The sequence below is a fragment of the Aeromonas sp. 600479 genome, assembly GCF_049175515.1.
Lineage (GTDB): Bacteria > Pseudomonadota > Gammaproteobacteria > Enterobacterales > Aeromonadaceae > Aeromonas > Aeromonas veronii_A.
The window spans coordinates 237,605-254,496 of record NZ_JAAKVF010000003.1 but is presented as its reverse complement, the minus strand read 5'-3'; the positions used below and the strand labels follow the sequence as shown (position 1 = coordinate 254,496).

The following is a 16,892-nucleotide window of genomic DNA, read 5'->3' as shown; positions in this document are numbered from 1 at the left end:
AGAGATGATGAAACAACTGATGATGGTGGGCTTTGGTGCCATGGCCCGTGAGGTGATGACGCTGCTGCCTGAGGATCTGATGCTGAAATGGGTCGTGGTGCCCCCGGCCAGCGTGGCACTGGTGCAAGCCGAGTTGGGACCCGCCGTGACGGTGCTGAGCCGGATTGAAGAGTGTACGGCAAGCCCGGATCTGGTGGTGGAGTGTGCCGGGCAGGCGGCCGTGCGTGAGCACGGGGCGGCGATATTGACCCGGGGTTGGACGCTGGGGCTCATCTCGGCGGGCGCGCTGGCCGATGAGACCCTCACCCGGCAACTGCGGGAGGCCGCCCGTCAGGGGGGCGGCACCATGCTGGTGCTCGCCGGAGCCATCGCCGGGATCGATGGTCTGGCCGCCGCCCGCGAGGGGGGGCTGGAGTCGGTCACCTATCAGGGGCGCAAGAGTCCCCAGAGTTGGCGAGGGAGTTATGCCGAGCGATTGATCGATCTGGCCCGGATCTCTGAACCGACAACTTTCTTTCGCGGGTCAGCCCGGGAGGCGGCCATGCTGTTTCCTGCTAATGCCAACGTGGCTGCCACCATCGCGCTGGCCGGGTTGGGCATGGATCGTACTCAGGTTGAACTGGTTGTCGACCCGACGATTGGGCGCAACCAGCACCAAATCAAAGCGTGTGGTCGGTTTGGTGAACTCGATATCGCCATGAGCGGTTTCCCGCTGGAGGCCAATCCGAAAACCTCCACGCTGGCTGCACTGAGCGTGGTGCGTGCCTGTCGCCAATGTAGCGACAGCCTGGTTATTTAAGGAGCAGCAACATGGTGAAACCTATCTATATCGCGGGTGAATGGCGCCAGGGGCGTGGCCCGGTGAGCACCAGCTATTTTCCTGCCGATGGCAGCATCAATGATCAGATCAGTACTGCCAGCGTGGAGGATGTGGCAGAGGCCGTCGAGGCGGCCGAGCGGGCCTGGCGTGATCCCTCCTGGCGCCATAGCCTGCCCCACCAACGGGCCGCAGTGCTCTATCGGGTCGCGGATCTTATCGAACTGCGCAGTGAAGAGCTGGCGCGGCTGCAAACCAGAGACAACGGCAAGCCGCTGCAGGAGACCCGTGGGCTGGTCGCCAGTGCCGCCGGTACGGCCCGCTACTTTGCGGCCGTCTGCGAGACCCTCGATGAGCAGTTGCCAACTCCGAGATCGCCGGACTTCATGACCCTCAGCGTCCATGAGCCGTTAGGCGTCGTGGCCGCGATCACCCCGTGGAACTCCCCCATCGCCAGCGAGATGCAGAAGATTGCCCCTGCTCTGGCGGGGGGCAATGCGGTGCTGCTCAAGCCGGCCGATGCCACTCCGCTGGCGGCACTGGCGCTGGCCCGTATCTTTGAAGAGGCGGGGTTGCCCAAGGGGTTATTGAGCGTGTTGCCGGGACGGGGTTCCATCGTTGGTGAGGCGCTGGCTCGCCATCCGCTGGTTAAAAAGATCTCGTTCACGGGCGGTACCAATACCGGGCGACGGCTGGCCCATATCGCTGCCGACAAGCTCATCCCCACCTCGCTGGAGCTTGGCGGCAAGTCACCGACCATAGTGCTGGCGGATGCGAACCTCGAGTTGGCTGCCAAAGGGGTGGTATATGGCATCTTCAGCTCGGCAGGGCAGGCCTGCATCGCAGGGGCGCGGCTGTTTGTGCATCAGTCGTTATATGAAGCGTTTCTCACCCGCTTGCTGGCGTTGACCCGGGAGCTGCGAATTGGCCACCCTGAGCAGCCGGGGATACACATAGGGCCGCTGATCAGTGAATCCCATCTGCAGTCAGTCGATGAGTATGTGGCGTTGGCCAAGGCGGAAGGGGGGCAGGTGTTGTGCGGCGGTGCTCGCCTGACCGGCGCTGAATATGCCAAGGGCAGTTTCTATCCACCCACCATTATTACCGGTCTCTCCAATCAAGCCCGGGTGTGTCAGGAGGAGATCTTCGGCCCTGTGCTGGTGGTGCTGCCTTTCGCGGACGACGCGCAGTTGTTGCAACAGGCCAACGACAGTGTGTTTGGTTTGGCCGCCGGGATCTGGAGTGAAGATTTTCGCCGGGCCTGGGCGTTGGCGCGCAGGCTCGAGGTGGGCACTGTCTGGATCAATACCTACAAAAAATTCTCCGTCTCGGCTCCCTTCGGCGGTTTCAAAGAGAGCGGGCTTGGCCGGGAAAAGGGGCGTCAGGGCGTGTTCGCATACATGCAGCAGAAGAGTGTCTATCTGGGCCTTGGCGATCAACCCAATCCCTGGTGCAACTAACCGGGCCAACCACTGAACAGAGTAAGGAAAGGTCATGAGCAATCAAGTCAATGTGGGCGAAGCCATCGCCAGAGTATTGGAAGCCCATGGGGTTGGCTCGGTTTATGGGGTCATCTCTATCCACAATTTGCCCATCGCCGATGCCATCGGGCGACGGGAGCGGATCCGGTTTGTGGCGGCAAGAGGAGAGGCGGGGGCGGTCACCATGGCCGATGCACACGGACGCTTTAGCGGCTTGGGGGTGGCCATCACCAGTACCGGTGCCGGGGCAGGTAACGGGGTGGGAGGCTTGCTGGAGGCGCTCAACGCCGGGAGCCCGCTACTGCATCTCACCGGTCAGGTCGAGCGGGAATACCTTGATCGGGATGCCAGTTTTATCCATGAGACCCGGGATCAGCTGACATTTCTCAAAGCCAGCAGTAAGGCGGCTTTTCGGATCAACAGCCCGGAGCAGGCGGTGGGAGTGCTGCTTGATGCCATCCGCATTGCGACAACAGTCCCCATGGGGCCGGTGAGTGTCGAGATCCCCATCGATGTGCAGGCCGCGCAGATCACCCTGCCCGCCGAGCTCGGCCCGATCGCCCCCCTGCAGCTTCCCGCACCGGCTGCGCCGGATCTGGCAAAGCTGGTCGCCGCCCTGAAAACGGCCAGGCAGCCGCTGCTGTGGGTCGGCGGTGGCGCGCTCGCGTGCCATGAGGAGGTCTTGGCCCTGGCCGATCTAGGGGTCGCGGTGATCTCCTCGACCCATGGCCGCGGCATCTTGTCAGATGAGCATCCGCGCAGCCTGGGGGCGTTTCATAACGCCGCGGCGGTGGAAGCCCTGATGGCGCAGTGCGATCTGGCTATTGTGGTCGGCTCACGGTTGCGCAGCAATGAAACCCGCACCTATAGCCTGGCGTTGCCCCGTCCCCTTTATCAGGTGGATGCTCACCCCGGCGCGGCGTCGCGCAACTACGCCAGTGATCACTTCGTGTGCGGCGATGCCAAGGTGGTACTGGCGGCGCTGCGCGACAGCTTGCAGGGGGAAACCAAGGTCAATCGAGCGTTTGATCAGGCGATCAGTGAGGCCAAAGGCAGTGCCATTGCCGCGCTCACCGAGCAACTTGGCCCCTATGCCACCCTCTGTGGCCAACTGCGCCAGGCCCTGCCTCAAGATGCGATTCTGGTGCGTGACATCACCATGTCTGGCAGTACCTGGGGTAGTCGTTTGTTTCCCATCTGGGCACCGAATACTAATATTCACTCCCTGGCGGGGGCGATCGGCATGGGGCTGAGTATGGCGATCGGCACTGCTATAGCGAACCCGACGCGCAAGGTGGTGGGCCTGGTAGGGGATGGCGGCTTGATGCTGGGGGTTGGCGAGCTGGCCACTATGGTGCAAGAGCAAACCAACCTGGTCCTGCTGGTGATGAACGACGGGGGCTATGGGGTGATGCGCGGCATCCAGAACCACTATTTTGGTGGCCGTCAGTACTTTAATCAGCTGCACACCCCGGATTTCAGGGCCCTGGGTCAATCTATCGGGCTGGCCAGTTGGCAAGTGTCCGATTTGGCGGGCTTTGAACAAGCCATTGCGCAGGCTTGTGCCCTGAAGGGGCCGGCGCTGATCGAAGTGAAGATGCAAGGCATTGGCCCCCTTAACTTCGCAGGCCCCCCACAGAAAAAGCTCTATTGAGCGGGTCACCTCAAGCGGGAAATAGCGGCATTTTCAGGATATTCAGGGCGGATATTGTTCGGAAAATGCAGCGACCAAAGACGAAGGCCCCGAGGGGCCTTCTGACTTGCTGGCGCACACGCTTGCCTGCTTCTTTCGTTTCCCCGGCAGCTAACGGTCTGTTTACTGAGCTTAAGATCGCCAATCCCGATAGCTGGCAAGGTGGTAACCGCGCTCGGTGATAAGAGCGGGCAGGGCCGGATCGGTTAGGATGGCCAGTTCGTTGAGGCGGGGTTGGCAGTAGGAGCTGCCCTGCATCTCCAGATCGATAAAGGAGGGGTGGCACATGACCTCGAGCGAATGGGCCCCCTGTTCACTGGCTTCATCGAGCAGTTGCAGCAGGTTGGCCTGGGTCAGCTGTGCGCCGTAGAAGCGGTCGTCGAACCGATCGCAGCTCTGCGGGTGGTTAACGGTCAGACCGTGGCGGGCGATTTCGCCCCGGTCGATGCGAAGGGGTAGGCCATGCGCTTTGGCGAAGGCCTCCACCAGCGGGTAGATGGTCGGCAACATATGAACATGGTGGTGGCTGTCGATATGGGTCGGCTGCTGGCCGAAGATCTCGACAAAGCGCTGATACTGACTCGCCAGCTCGCCGGATATCTCGGCCAGATCCAGCTCGCTCGCCTCGCTCTTGTGCCAGATCCCCTTGTTGAGTTCACCCTGCTCGTTCACCAGTGAAGTGAGCGGGGTGAGCGGTTTTCCCCAGCTGAGCATAAAGTGCAGCCCGACTGGCAGCTCGGGGAAGCGTTTGGCCAGCCAGGCGGCATGGTCGATGGCGGGGGAGGTGACAATCGCAGTGGTGGAGCTGACGACCCCGTGCTCGAACGCCTCTATGATGCCGTAGTTCTGGGCGCGGCAGAGGCCGAAGTCGTCGGCGTTGATGATCAATCTCTTGCTCATGAGGGTTCCCTTGCGGTTAAGCGCCCCGCCGGTTCGGGCGGGGCGTGCTGGCCTCAGGCGAGGGCGTCGATGGCGGCGGCGAAGTTGGGCAGGTGTTCGCGGTGGGCCAGCAGCAGCTCGCGGGCGACGATGCGGGCATCGTTGTCGGAGTGGATCAGCGGGTTGAGGTTCATCGCCAGCAGCAGGTCATCGAAGTTGCCACTGATGGCTGCCTTGGCGGCGGCGATCTCGAAGCTCTTGATGAGGTGCACCAGCCCGTTCACCTTGTCGTCAAAGCGGGTGAGACGCGGGTGGGGGATGGCGCCATCCCGCCCGATCAGACAGCTCATCTCCACCGTCCAGTCGGCCGGGATATTGGTGACATGGCCCTGATGGGGCACGATGACGTAGTGCTCGCTCTGCTTGTCGTTGTAGATGGCGCTGATCACTTCGCAGGCCGCATCGGAGTAGTAGGCACCGCCACGCAGCTCCAGCTCCTTGGGCTTCTCGCACAGCTCGGGGTTCTGGTAGAGCTCGAACAGTTTCTTCTCGACCTGCTGCACGACTTGAGCCCGGGCGCCGCCTTTATAGAACTCGCCCATCTCGATCCCCAGCATCTCTTTCTCCTTGAAGTAGTAACGCAGGTAGGAGCAGGGAAGCAGGCGCAAGCCGCGGATAAAACCGGGGTCGAACGGCAGGTCGAAGATGTTTTTGACCGAGCTGGCGCGGGTCAGGCTGCCATCGGCGACCCCTTCCAGCAGCTCGTCAAAGCGGGATTCGCCGTTGACCAGCACATCGCCGATAAAGACCAGATGATTGAGACCGAACAAATCCATGGAGAGGTGATCCTGCTCGGTCAGTTTGAGGGCATCACGCACAAACATCTGCATGCCGACCGGAATGTTGCACACCCCGATAAAGCGGCGGAAGTTGGTATGACGGCGCACCGCTTCGGTCACCATGCCGGCCGGATTGGTGAAGTTGATCAGCCAGGCATTCGGGCAAAGCTCTTCGACGTCGCGGATGATGTCGAAGATGACCGGAATGGTGCGCAGCCCTTTAAACAGGCCGCCTGCACCGTTGGTCTCCTGCCCCAGCATGCCGTGGCTCAAGGGGATGCGCTCATCCTTCTCCCGCGCCTGCAACTGGCCGACCCGCAGCTGAGTAGTGACGAAGTGGGCGCCCACCAGTGCCTCGCGGCGATCCAGGGTCTTGTGCAGGGTCATGGGGATGCCCGCCTGGCGGATCATCCGCTGGCAGAGATCGAAGATGATGTTCAGTTTCTCTTCGCCAGCGGGGATATCCACCAGCCACAGCTCGCTGATGGGCAGCTCGGCGTAGCGCTTGATGAAACCATCGACCAGCTCGGGGGTGTAGCTGCTGCCGCCGCCTATGGTGACTACCTTGATCTTCTCGCTCATAAATCCCTCTTCATCGATCTTTATCGGTTTGATGGTGGCCGCTCTGTCATCAGGGTGAGAGGGGCCGCAGCCCTCTGTGGCAGGGGCTGGTGACAATGGGTTGGTTCTCTTGAACCGGGTTGTTTAGGTCAGCAACTCGCAGGTCTCAGGCTGAACTTTCGAATTTCGGATAGAGATATTTGCGGTAACTGCCCGGGGTAAACGAGGTCAGCTTCTTGAAGTTTTTGATAAAGAGGCTGACGTCGTTGTAGCCGGTCTCGAAGGCGATATCGGCCACCGAGTTGTTGGTCACCTCCAGCTGCATCTTGGCGTAGTTGATCCGGATCTCGTTGATGATCTGCATCGGCGTCTTGTTGTAGTAACGCCGGGTGGCCCTGGTCAGATACTCCTGGCTCTTGCCACAGAGGGAGACCATGTTGGCCAGCGCATCCTCGGCAAAGAGGGGGCGATCGTGCATCCGCTCCACGGTTTCGTGGAGCCAGAGCGGAAGATCATCGCTGGCGGAGGTGTCCTTGTAGTGACGCAGCCGGTTCATCACCGCGTAGGTCACCACTTCGAGAAATTCGGTCAGCGCCTCTTCCCGAAAGCCCGGGGAGACCAGTACCGACTCGATATAGCTGAGGAACTCGCTCTTGAGCGCATAGGCCTGTGAGGCGACGAAGTGTTCCGGCAGCAGGTATTTGAAGTGCTCGTCAAAATAGGTACGGGTGATCCCGACGTTGAAGATGCGGGTGGTGCCGAACTCGTAGAAGCTCTGATGGCGGGAGCCGAGCGGGATAAACACCACGTCCCCCCGCTCCAGCAGTACCCGCTTGCCGTTGACCTCCTGGTAATAGCGGCCGGTCAAAACCAGGGTGAACTCGTAATAGTCATGCTGGTGCAAACCGGTTCCGCTCACCTGTTTGTTGTAGATGAACATGTGGAACGGTTTGTTGTTAAACAGTTCGGATTCCCGGATTGTCTTGACGCTCATGAGTCGCTTCCTGATCTGCGGGCCGATGACGGGGCCTCTCGCCCCGTCCGGAGGTTATTGGTTCTGCAGCTTTTCGTGCAGCTCGATCAGCTCGCTGATCAGCTCACGGGCCAGCATGGAGGTCATCAGGTGATCCTGGGCATGGACCAGCACCAGGGTGACCGGGATCTTGCCTTCCCCCTGATCGTCCTCGATCAGCTGGGTCTGCACCAGATGGGCGGCATTGAGCGCCTCGCGGGATTGGGCCATCAGCTGGTGAGCGGCGGCCAGGTCCCCCTCCTTGGCCTTTTTCAGCGCGGTGTAGGCGAGACTGCGGGCCTGCCCGGAGTTGATGATAAGCCCCATTACCACCTCTTCCAGATCGTTGCTGGTGGTGGCCTCTTCAGTGATGTTGTCCAGATCGAACATGTGTCGTTCCTTACGTAAATGCGTTAATTAAAACCATGGTTGCGCGCGACCTCGGCAAACCAGTAGCCGCTCTTCTTGATGGTGCGCTGCTGGCTCTTGAGATCGAGGCGGACGAAGCCGTAACGGTTCTTGTAGGCGTTGAGCCACGACCAGTTGTCGATAAAGGTCCACAGGTGATAGCCGCGACAGGCGCTGCCCTCTTCCAGTGCGCGATGTAGCCACTTGAGGTGCTCGCGAATGAACTGGATGCGGTAGTCATCCTCCACCCGTCCCTCGGGACCGATAAAGCGCTCTTCCCCTTCGACCCCCATGCCGTTTTCCGAGATGTAGCAGGGCAGGTTGCCGTAGTTGACTCGCAGGTCAGTGAGGATGTCGTAGATCCCTTTTTCGTAAATCTCCCAGCCGCGGTGGGGGTTCATCTTGCGGCCCGGCATCTCGTAGTAGTCGAACAGATCTTCCGGCGTGCGCGGTACACCCTGCCACGCCACCTCTTTGGCCTTGACCCGGCGCGGCTGGTAGTAGTTGATGCCGAGGATATCCACCTTGCCGGCGGCGAGCAGCGCCTTGTCACCCTCTTCGATCTGCGGCAGCAAGTCGTACTGCTCTAGCAGCGCGACCAGCTCGGGGTCGTAGCTCCCCTTCAGGGCCGGATCGAGGAAGCTCTTGTTGAGCAGCAGATCCGCGATGCGGGAGGCGGCGAGATCTGCCGGATCCTGCGAGCGGGGATAGGTCGGGCTCAGGTTGAGGATGATGCCGATCTCGCCATCATGCTGGCAGGCGCGATAGGCCTGCACGGCACCGGCATGGGCCAGCGCGGTGTGGTAGGCGACGGTGGCCGCCCTACCAAAATCGACCACGCAGGGGTAGTGGTAGTGGCCAAGGTAGCCGCACTCGACCGGCACAATCGGCTCGTTGAAGGTGAACCAGTGCTTGATGCGACCGCTAAACAGGTCGAAGCAGCGGGTGGCGTAGCGCACATAGGCGGCCACCACTTCCCGGCTCTCCCAGCCGCCACGCTCCTGCATGCACATCGGCATGTCGAAGTGGTAGAGGTTGATAAGCGGGGTGATCCCCTCGGCCAGCAGCCGGTCAAAGACGGCGTTGTAGAAGCTGACCGCCTCCTGGTTGATTTCGCCCACCCCGTCCGGGATCAGCCGTGACCAGGAGATGGAGGTGCGAAAACTGTTGTGCCCCAGCTGCTTGAGCAGCTTGATGTCGCTCTCGAAGTTGTCATAGAAGGTGGAAGTGTCGGTCGGGCCGACCCCGTTGTGGAAACGCTGCGGTTCGATGGAGAACCAGTAGTCAAAGATATTGGCGGATTTGCCGCCGCGGTTGGCGGCGCCTTCCATCTGCGGGGCCGAGCTGGCGCTGCCCCACCAGAAGTTATCCGGAAAACGATACTGCATGGGTTACTTCTCCAGGCTGTTAGGGGAGGAGTTTTGCTCCTCCCTTGCTGTCATTGGAATGGCTGTTATCAGAACTTCAGAGCCAGAGCGATATCCTCTTCGCTCTCCTCTTCTTCATCGATGACGTTCTGCGCCTTGTTGGCAATCAACACGAAGGGGATATACATCATGGTCGCGACCCCCAGGTTGAATATCGCCAGACAGAAGGCGGCCACGCTGCCGTTGGTGTTGAAGAAGGCACCCAGGCCGGTTGGCATGGTCCAGGGCGCAATGTTGGTGATAGGCGGGATGATCCCGGCGTAGTAGGCCGCCATGGTGATCCCCATCAGTACCGGGTGCACCAGAATGAAGGGCACCAGCAGGATGGGGTTCATGATGACCGGCAAGCCGAACAGGATGGGCTCGTTGATCTGGAACAGGCCGGAGGGCAGGCCCAGCTTGGCCACCTGACGGTAGTCATCGCGACGGGAGACCATAAAGATGGCCAGGATAAGGCCAAGGGTGGCACCGGTGCCGCCGAGGAAGACGAAGGAGTCGGTGATCGGTTTGGCCCAGAAGTGGAACTGTTTGCCTGCCTCCAGCGCCGCTTCAACCGAGCCGTACTGGTTGTAGAGGGCGACGTTTTCCAGGGCGAAGGGGAACAGAATGCCGGATTCCAGCGCGGTGAGCGCCAGCATGCCGTGTACCCCGAAGAACCAGAGGAAGGAGGAGAACACCACATAGACCCAGCCGACCAGACCGCTCATATTGGACAGCGGCTTGGCGATGCTGTCCATGATCAGCTGGTGGAAGTTGGTACCCGCATCGCTCAGCAGATAGGAGATGACCCCCATGATGGATAGGATGATAAAGCCCGGAATGAGCGCGGAGAACGAGCGGGAGACCGAGGCCGGCACGCTGTCAGGCAGGGTGATCACCCAGTTGCGACGGACGATAAAGGCGAACATCTCGGCCACGACGATACCGATCAGCATGCCGGAAATGATGTTGGCTCCGCCCAGCCAGTTGGCGCCCACCGCATAGGCGTCGCCCACGCTGAACGGGGTGACGGTCATAAAGGCCGCTACCGAGAGCAGGCCCGATGCCAGGGGATCGCTCTTGCGCTCTTCGGCCAGCGCCAGACCGATAAAGAAGGGGGCCATCAGGGACATGATCCCCAGAGTGCCGTTATAGACGTTGCCGCCGATGCTCTTGAGGCCGTCCAGGGTGGCGATGGTGGCAGGATCGAGCCGCACACCGATGGAGTAGAAGAAGGATCCTTCGCCAAAGCTCAGGAACACGTTGTTGATCAGTACGAACATGGCCCCGACCAGTGTCAGGGGCATCATCTTGATAAAGCCGTTCTTGATGGCGTTGACATGAGGCTGTTTGCCCAGCTTGACGGCAATGGGCAGTATGACCTTCTCCAACGATGCGATGATGTTGCTCACAGGGATCTCCTTACCTATGCGAGGCTCTTCTTGATGGCGGCGACGGCGGCTTTCAGCACGCCCAGCCCGTCGACCTTGCCGTAGAGCAGGGTGTCAATCACCTCGACCGGTTTGCCCGGCAGCTGTTGCTGGATCTCCGGCAGCATGTAGGCGATTTGTGGCCCCAGCAGCACCAGGTCGGCATCCTGTCCCTTCTCGCCAGCCAGAGTCTCCGGGTAGGCATCGATCAGCACCGGCACATCATATTTTTCCGCTTGGGCCCTCATCTTTGAGACCAGCAGTGATGTGGACATGCCCGCAGAGCAAAACAGGTAGATACGCTTCTTTTCCATAACCCTTCCCTCAACGCTTGAAAATCAAATGGACAGATCAGTCGAGATGCGTGCCTGTCGCGCTAGCAAGACAAATCAATCATCTCCAGTTGACCTGATTGTATCGACCTCTGCTTTGCATCTGGTATTTCGATACTTATATCAATTGTCTTTGGTTGACCTGCCGTTTTGCCGTTGCTCACACTTCTGATGGGTGGGCACAAAGGAAATGAGATGAAATGGGGCGTAAAGAAGATGTTTTTCTTTTTTAGTTGTTATTTTTCAGTTAGTTATTTTTATGCTCTGGTGGGCGGCTGTAATTTGGCTGGAAAAGATCAATAACGGGTGACAGCTCACATTTATCAATTAATGCAACCTGATTGATATTTAATTTTGTTGTGGCGAGTTGCTGCTTTTTCAGCTCGATGTTCGCTCATTGACCATTGGCGGCAAATGGATTGGCCGGTGAGGTTGGTTGTTGCTGCGCTGATCGGGTTGAAGGAGAGGGGGGCAGGGGACGTGACGGTACGTAAGAGCAGAATGAGTAAGGGCTGAGGGGGTCAGTTTAGTGAGAGGAGAGGTACAAAGAGGAAAAAACAACCCCGGCGTGGCTCCGGGGTTGGTGGGATGGTGAATTAGATCCGCCCCTGGTAGCGCAGGGGGAAGCGGCCCTGACTGTCGGGCTGACCGAGGAAGGGGAGCCCTTGCTGCATCTGCGGCGGCAATTCGGGGCCTGGCTTCAGGGTACCCTGAAACAGGTATTGGCCATTGGGTTGCAGCTCGAGGCGACCCATGGTCTGCACCGCATCGGAGCCCTGCTTGAGTTCGGCCACCAGTCTGGAGTCGAGGCAGGTGATCTTCAGCTCAGGATCGGCCAGATCCAGCTTGCCCGCCGGGGTATCGGCGCTGGCGTTGTACCAGTCGAGGTTACCGTAGAGGTTGTCACACCAGGGGTTACCCTGGGCAAACTGCTCCACTTTGAGCTGCAGCTGACCGGTGACAGTGATCGGGAGCGGCAGTCGCATCGGCACCCGGCTCAGCAACCAGGGGGCGGGGGCATTGAGGGTCAGGTCGCGGCCGAAGGCGGCGCCATTCCAGCCGACAACGCCCTGACCGTTGAGTCCGTTGCGATCGCCAAAGCGAATGGTCACTTCGGGAGCGAAGCGTAGCAGCGACCAGCCGTTGAGATCCCAACGCAACTGGTTCACCGATTCGCTGGCATATTGCAGTCGTGCGATCTGGCCACTCCAGAGGGTGCCGCTCACCCCTTCCAGTTTCAGCCGGTTGGCAATGTTGGCAGGCAGCGGCAGATAGCGCGCTACCAGTGCTGCGGGCAGGGTGGCGAGCAGGAAGACCAGATAGGTGGCCAGAAACAGGCTGGCAATCAGGATGCGTTTTTTCATTGTGGACGGCTCAACTGCAAACGTCTGACCTTGACCAGACCCGGGGCCAGATCCTCGCGGGCGATCTCGATGATTTGAACCTGAATGCCGTGCTGCTCCACCAGGGTGGAGAGCCAGAGCAGCAAGTCATCAAACTGGACCGTGTCGATCCACACCTGCAGCTCCTGCCCCTGGGGTTGCAGCCGGGCAATCTTGATCTTGTGGTTGAAGGCAGTGCGGTTGACCACCCCCTCCAGGGTGCCGCTGGTGTCGATCTGACTCCCCGTACTCCCTTGCATGGCCAACACCACTTCACCTTTTTCCTTGAGCCAGGCGAGGGTCTGCTGCTGGTTTTGCACCTGGCGTTCGCGCTCGGCGATGCGGTTGTTGAGAGGATGCCAGACACTCCAGTAGAAGAGGCCGACCAGCAGCAGAACGCCGCCTGCGACCACCAGCCGCTGTTCCCGTGCTGTGATGCCGTGCCACCAGCCCTGCAATTTTTCCATCATGATGATTTACCCTTGAGCACCAGCGCCCCTTCAACCTTGCCCTCGGTGCTGCGCACCTCGCCTTGCTGTACCTCGAATTGCTTGCCCGCCAGCTCGCGGAACCGCTCGATCTCGGCAAAACCGGGGGCGGTCACCTGCAGCCGCAGTTCGCGACGGCTGGCGTCAAAACGCATCACCTGTGGCTTGAGGCCGGGCACTTCGGCAAAGGTGGGGGCCAGTTCGGTGAGCATCAGCAGCACGCCGTTTTGCGGGGCCTGTCCTATCTGTTTCAGGTGCTGGGTCATCTGGCTGCGCACGTTAACGATGCGGCTCTCTCCCGGGAAGATGCGGGTATAGACGGCGCGGATCTCCGCTTTCAGCGCCTTGTCCTGCTCGGTGAGCTGATAGAGCTGCACGCCGCGCTGGCCCAGCGCCACCAGCAGCAACAGACCTGCGGTGATGGCCACCTTGCGCCACTGCAGCCAGTAGCGGGCATATTCGGTCTGTGGTCGGTAGGGGCCGGTCAGCAGGTTGGCCCGGCAGGTGAGGGCCCCCTTGGCCAGCAGCAGCATGGGGAGTTCGGGCTCCGCCGCCTGCCAGTTGGCGGCGGCAATGGCGGGCTCCGGTGTGTGGCTGTGGATGGTGACTGGCTCGACTTCGGTTGCCAGCAAGATGGCCAGCAGCGGTTCGTCGGCGACGATCCCCTGACAGGGGCCCTGGCGTACCAGCCACTCGCTGCCGAGCTGCAGCGCAGACCAGCCATCAGCGGCCTGTGGCAGCGCCAGCACATCGGGCAGCAGTTGCAGGCTCTTGAGTCCTGCTGTCTCTAGCCAGCCGAGCCACTGGGCCATCTTCTGCCGATCCACCGCCATCAGATCTACCTGCGGGCCGTCGTGAGCCAGTACCACCAGATGCAGCTCATCCACATCGGAGGCGATCTGCTCCTCCAGCAGATAGGGGAGGGCTGCCGCCGATTGACGGTTGTATCGTCCTGGCAGGGTGACCCGACGGAATATCAGATCGCTGCCCGGCACCAGGGTGACCACGGGGCGGCCGCCAGCACGCTCCTGCAGTTCGCTCAGCGCATCGGCCGAAGGGAGCTCGCCGGAGGCGATGATCTCCTGCTCCTGACTCGACCAGACCAGCCAGGCGACCGGTTGTTGTTTAGTGGTCCCCAGACGGATGACCAGACTCTCGCTCACGCCTCTCTCTCCTGCGATACCGGTTCGTGTGGGCCAGGCCCACGCAACCGGTGCGCAGCCCGCAGGCTGCATCCAATGTTTTCCCTGACGGGAGTCGCTCCCGCCAGCGTTGTTTATTCGGCGCCGCTATTGAGGCGGCGCAGCATGACCAGCTTGTTGTCCTTGCCCCGCTGGAAGGTGCTCTCCAGCCAGGCGCGGTTGTCACCGACCTCGGCGACCACGTGGGCCTCGAAAAAGTCGCTCTTGACCACCAGCGCCTCCTTGAGCCCCTTGACGGTTTCAAGAGGTACGGGCAGCTGATCCGTCATCAGCTTGCTCTCTTTCCACCCCTTCTTCGGCCGCTCGGTCAGTACCCGCTTGGCGTCATCGCTGCCAATCTTGCCCAGATAGAGGGCTGCCAGCAGCTCGGGGTGTTCGGGCAGCAGGGTGTTGATATTGATCTTCAGCTTGTCGTTTGGCAGGGCGCAGACGTAGGGGGCCAGTTTTGCGTAGACCCTGGCCGTCACCCCGCGCACCGCCCGCAGCTCATCCTTGCCCAGCATCCACTGGTTGGCGGTGAGGTAGGGAGGCTTGAGTCCCTCGTAGTAGGCATCCTCGGCCCCTAGGCTGGAGACCAGCACCGTATCCTTGTCCGTCCAGTCGCGGATGGCGTCAGTGAGCTGGGCTGCCTCGTAATCATCCATCGCCAGCTCCTTGAGCAGTGCGCGAAACACTTGCACCGGATAGGGCTGCTGCGCCAGATCCTCGTCGCTCCCCGCCTTCGATGCCACGCTCAGGCTGTTGAGGTTGAAGCAGGATTGCAGGTCGGTCACCTCGCCCTTGAGCTGGCCATCATCCACCGGAAAGATGGCATCCTTGCGGGCCCAGTTCTGACCCAGGTGCACCACCTCTGGGCTGTCTTTGAAATCCTGGGCCAGTACCTTGCTCACCAGCGCCTCAGCCGAGAGGGCATACCACCATGCCTGTTTACCTGTGGTGATGTTGGCGGTGCGGCGCAGCTCGAGCTGCAGGCGGCCGCTCATATTGCTGGCGATGATTACCATCACCGAGAGGATCAGCAGCACCACCAGCAGTGCCATGCCGCGCTGGCGGCCCGGGAGATTAGCCCCCATTGGCGCCCCCTCCATTCTGGCTGTCACCATTACCGCCATGGGTATTGCCGTTGCCGCTCCCTTGATCGGGGTTGCTGCTCTGGCTGTTCTCTTCGGCGCGTTGGCCACCGGCACCAATCAGAAACTGACGACGAATGGTGCCGTAATCTTCCAGATCCAGCTCCACTGCCAGCCCGTAGGGGAGCACGCTGCGTTGGGTCCACTCCTCCTTCCAGTTGCCCTTGTCGTAGAAGTAGAGGCGAAAGGCGGTGACCCCTGTCAGAATCGGCTGGATACGTGGCTCGGTGCCGATCACCGGATCCGGATAGAGGTAGCTGAGGCGCTCCAGCGTCTGCCCCTTGAGCCGCCAGCCGACCCGCTGCAGATGGGAGCGGGGCAGCATGCCATCGGGGTTGAGCCAGCCGCTGCGCATAAAGGCCATACCCCAGTCATCGCTCTGCTGGCCGAACCGGGAGGCCGCCAGCAGCACCTTGTTGTTCTCCCCCTCGATGCGGCCGCTGCGCGGCACCATCTGCGTGACATCCCGCTCCAGCAGGGTGAAGGCGAGCTGCAATTCGTTGATGCGGGCCTCCTTGCGCTTGGCCACTTCGTCACTGGTGAGCACTCCCTGCAGCACCTGATAGGCGCCCATGCTGAGGCTGGCGAAGATAGCGATCGCCACCAGCATTTCGAGCAGGGTGAAACCGGCCTGGCGGATGGGGCGAGGTGTACGGGCGAAGAGCTGGGTCATCGGCTGATATAGGTCCGCATCATGGCGACCGGGTTCTCTGCCCTGGCTTCGGTGCGCACTTCCATGTCCAGTGCCTTGAAGTTGCTGTCGCTGGTCGCGACGCCACGATAGCGCCAGTACCAGGTACTGCCCGCCATCTGCTCCTCCCCCTCTACCCAGCTGTTGCCGGGCCACTTGTTCTCGAGCTTCTGTTGCACCAGCTGGTTCTCCACCACCCAGGTGGCCAGGGTTTTCTGCTCCAGATAGTTGAGGGCCGAGAGGTGCTCGCTGGCGGTCTTCATGACCGCGAGACCGGCAATGGCAAAGACCGCCAGCGCTACCATCACTTCGAGTAACGTCATGCCGCGCGCATTCATCGTGTCACCTGTAGAGGGCGTAGTTGGCACAGCGGTGGCGCCACCATCACAGCTTTATCAAACAACATCATCCTGCAGGCGTTCATGATGGGTTGTTCCCTTTTTCATCCTCATCGCCGGTGAACAGGGTGAGACGTCCAAACTCGTCACCCCTGACAAGGCGGGTGTAACGCGCATCGTCACCCTGCTGGCTGAAGGTAAGGGTAAAGGGGGTCAGTTCACCACCGGGGAAGATAAGGAGCTGCGGGGTACGCTCCTTCGCATCCCGTTTCTTTTCTCGCTCTTCATCGGGATCCGGCTGCCAGCCAAATCCCTCCAGTTCGAGCGTCAGGGTCATCTCGTCGGGCAGTTGTACCGGGCCCAGCTGTTTGTCGCCGGCCAGGGCCAGCCACTTGCGATCCCTGGCCTGACGCTGCATAAACTGCCAGCCGTTATCCTCGATGCGAATGCCCACCAGTCGACCATCCATCACCGCATACTCCTGCGCCAGTTGCAGGGTCGCCATCAGGCGGCGCGCCTGCTTGTCGATTTCCCTGTCACCTTTTGCGCCCCCCATGCTGAGGGTGACGGCAGTGGCCACCAGCCCCATCAGCATGGCAACCAGCAACACTTCCAGCAGAGTAAAGCCAGCTTGGCGAGTATGTTTCATGGCACCAGCCTCAACTGCATAGCGGTAGCCTCAAGCCGACCCATCAACATGGCAACGAGCAGCACCTCCAGCAGGGTAAAGCCGGATTGACAACGGGCAGATGGTGCAGCCCTCATTCAGGCTGCTCCAGCAAGGCGGACTGCATGGGGTGGCG

The 16,892-nt window shown here is 60.8% G+C and carries 18 protein-coding genes; 3 read left to right on the top strand and 15 right to left on the bottom strand.

The window, feature by feature from the left end; translation table 11 throughout:
* Nucleotides 1-7: 7 nt before the first annotated feature.
* From G5149_RS05710 to G5149_RS05700, 3 genes are read left to right on the top strand one after another with little or no spacing between them, the layout of a single operon-like run.
* A complete protein-coding gene (locus G5149_RS05710) occupies nucleotides 8-799 on the top strand; it encodes an aspartate dehydrogenase (RefSeq protein WP_421211971.1) in 792 nt (263 codons plus the stop codon).
* Nucleotides 800-810: 11 nt separating this feature from the next.
* Nucleotides 811-2,277 (top strand): aldehyde dehydrogenase, encoded by a 1,467-nt coding sequence (locus tag G5149_RS05705; RefSeq protein WP_005347561.1) that lies wholly within the window; start codon nucleotides 811-813, stop codon nucleotides 2,275-2,277.
* Between the two features lie 34 nt (nucleotides 2,278-2,311).
* The gene (locus tag G5149_RS05700; RefSeq protein WP_216978308.1) at nucleotides 2,312-3,952 is read left to right on the top strand and encodes a thiamine pyrophosphate-binding protein; all 1,641 of its coding nucleotides are present in this window, start codon (nucleotides 2,312-2,314) and stop codon (nucleotides 3,950-3,952) included.
* Nucleotides 3,953-4,123: 171 nt separating this feature from the next.
* Here G5149_RS05700 and chbG read toward each other — a convergent pair whose 3' ends face one another.
* The 15 genes from chbG to G5149_RS05625 form a co-directional block, all read right to left on the bottom strand.
* The gene (chbG, locus tag G5149_RS05695; RefSeq protein ID WP_337072363.1) at nucleotides 4,124-4,891 is read right to left on the bottom strand and encodes a chitin disaccharide deacetylase; all 768 of its coding nucleotides are present in this window, start codon (nucleotides 4,889-4,891) and stop codon (nucleotides 4,124-4,126) included.
* A 53-nt stretch (nucleotides 4,892-4,944) separates the two neighbouring features.
* Entirely contained in the window at nucleotides 4,945-6,291 is a 1,347-nt protein-coding gene (locus tag G5149_RS05690) for a 6-phospho-beta-glucosidase (RefSeq protein WP_421211968.1), read from the bottom strand.
* Between the two features lie 145 nt (nucleotides 6,292-6,436).
* The gene (gene chbR / locus G5149_RS05685; RefSeq protein ID WP_216978311.1) at nucleotides 6,437-7,264 is read right to left on the bottom strand and encodes a transcriptional regulator ChbR; all 828 of its coding nucleotides are present in this window, start codon (nucleotides 7,262-7,264) and stop codon (nucleotides 6,437-6,439) included.
* A 54-nt stretch (nucleotides 7,265-7,318) separates the two neighbouring features.
* Nucleotides 7,319-7,672, bottom strand: coding sequence for a PTS N,N'-diacetylchitobiose transporter subunit IIA (gene chbA, locus G5149_RS05680; RefSeq protein ID WP_005350025.1), 354 nt, complete (start codon nucleotides 7,670-7,672; stop codon nucleotides 7,319-7,321).
* A gap of 23 nt (nucleotides 7,673-7,695) precedes the next feature.
* The gene (locus tag G5149_RS05675; RefSeq protein ID WP_421211965.1) at nucleotides 7,696-9,078 is read right to left on the bottom strand and encodes a glycoside hydrolase family 1 protein; all 1,383 of its coding nucleotides are present in this window, start codon (nucleotides 9,076-9,078) and stop codon (nucleotides 7,696-7,698) included.
* Between the two features lie 68 nt (nucleotides 9,079-9,146).
* The gene (gene chbC / locus G5149_RS05670) at nucleotides 9,147-10,508 is read right to left on the bottom strand and encodes a PTS N,N'-diacetylchitobiose transporter subunit IIC (RefSeq protein ID WP_160881214.1); all 1,362 of its coding nucleotides are present in this window, start codon (nucleotides 10,506-10,508) and stop codon (nucleotides 9,147-9,149) included.
* A 14-nt stretch (nucleotides 10,509-10,522) separates the two neighbouring features.
* On the bottom strand, nucleotides 10,523-10,840 hold the full coding sequence (locus tag G5149_RS05665; RefSeq protein ID WP_005347542.1) for a PTS sugar transporter subunit IIB: 318 nt from the start codon (nucleotides 10,838-10,840) through the stop codon (nucleotides 10,523-10,525).
* Nucleotides 10,841-11,454: 614 nt separating this feature from the next.
* Entirely contained in the window at nucleotides 11,455-12,222 is a 768-nt protein-coding gene (exeN, locus tag G5149_RS05660) for a GspN family type II secretion system protein ExeN (protein WP_421211962.1), read from the bottom strand.
* A complete protein-coding gene (gene exeM / locus G5149_RS05655; protein WP_421211960.1) occupies nucleotides 12,219-12,710 on the bottom strand; it encodes a GspM family type II secretion system protein ExeM in 492 nt (163 codons plus the stop codon). The genes exeN and exeM overlap by 4 nt, the downstream gene beginning before the upstream one ends.
* Entirely contained in the window at nucleotides 12,707-13,891 is a 1,185-nt protein-coding gene (gene exeL / locus G5149_RS05650; protein WP_421211958.1) for a GspL family type II secretion system protein ExeL, read from the bottom strand. The genes exeM and exeL overlap by 4 nt, the downstream gene beginning before the upstream one ends.
* Nucleotides 13,892-14,004: 113 nt before the next feature.
* Nucleotides 14,005-15,003, bottom strand: coding sequence for a GspK family T2SS minor pseudopilin variant ExeK (gene exeK, locus G5149_RS05645; RefSeq protein WP_216978317.1), 999 nt, complete (start codon nucleotides 15,001-15,003; stop codon nucleotides 14,005-14,007).
* Entirely contained in the window at nucleotides 14,993-15,733 is a 741-nt protein-coding gene (gspJ, locus tag G5149_RS05640) for a type II secretion system minor pseudopilin GspJ (RefSeq protein ID WP_216978318.1), read from the bottom strand. The genes exeK and gspJ overlap by 11 nt, the downstream gene beginning before the upstream one ends.
* Complete coding sequence (exeI, locus tag G5149_RS05635; protein ID WP_005347523.1) at nucleotides 15,730-16,089, bottom strand: GspI family T2SS minor pseudopilin variant ExeI; 360 nt, start codon at nucleotides 16,087-16,089, stop codon at nucleotides 15,730-15,732. The genes gspJ and exeI overlap by 4 nt, the downstream gene beginning before the upstream one ends.
* A gap of 82 nt (nucleotides 16,090-16,171) precedes the next feature.
* Nucleotides 16,172-16,738: a GspH family T2SS minor pseudopilin variant ExeH gene (exeH, locus tag G5149_RS05630; RefSeq protein ID WP_421211955.1), complete on the bottom strand. Its 567-nt coding sequence runs from the start codon at nucleotides 16,736-16,738 to the stop codon at nucleotides 16,172-16,174.
* Entirely contained in the window at nucleotides 16,735-16,854 is a 120-nt protein-coding gene (locus G5149_RS05625; protein WP_421211953.1) for a type II secretion system protein, read from the bottom strand. The genes exeH and G5149_RS05625 overlap by 4 nt, the downstream gene beginning before the upstream one ends.
* Nucleotides 16,855-16,892: the final 38 nt, after the last annotated feature.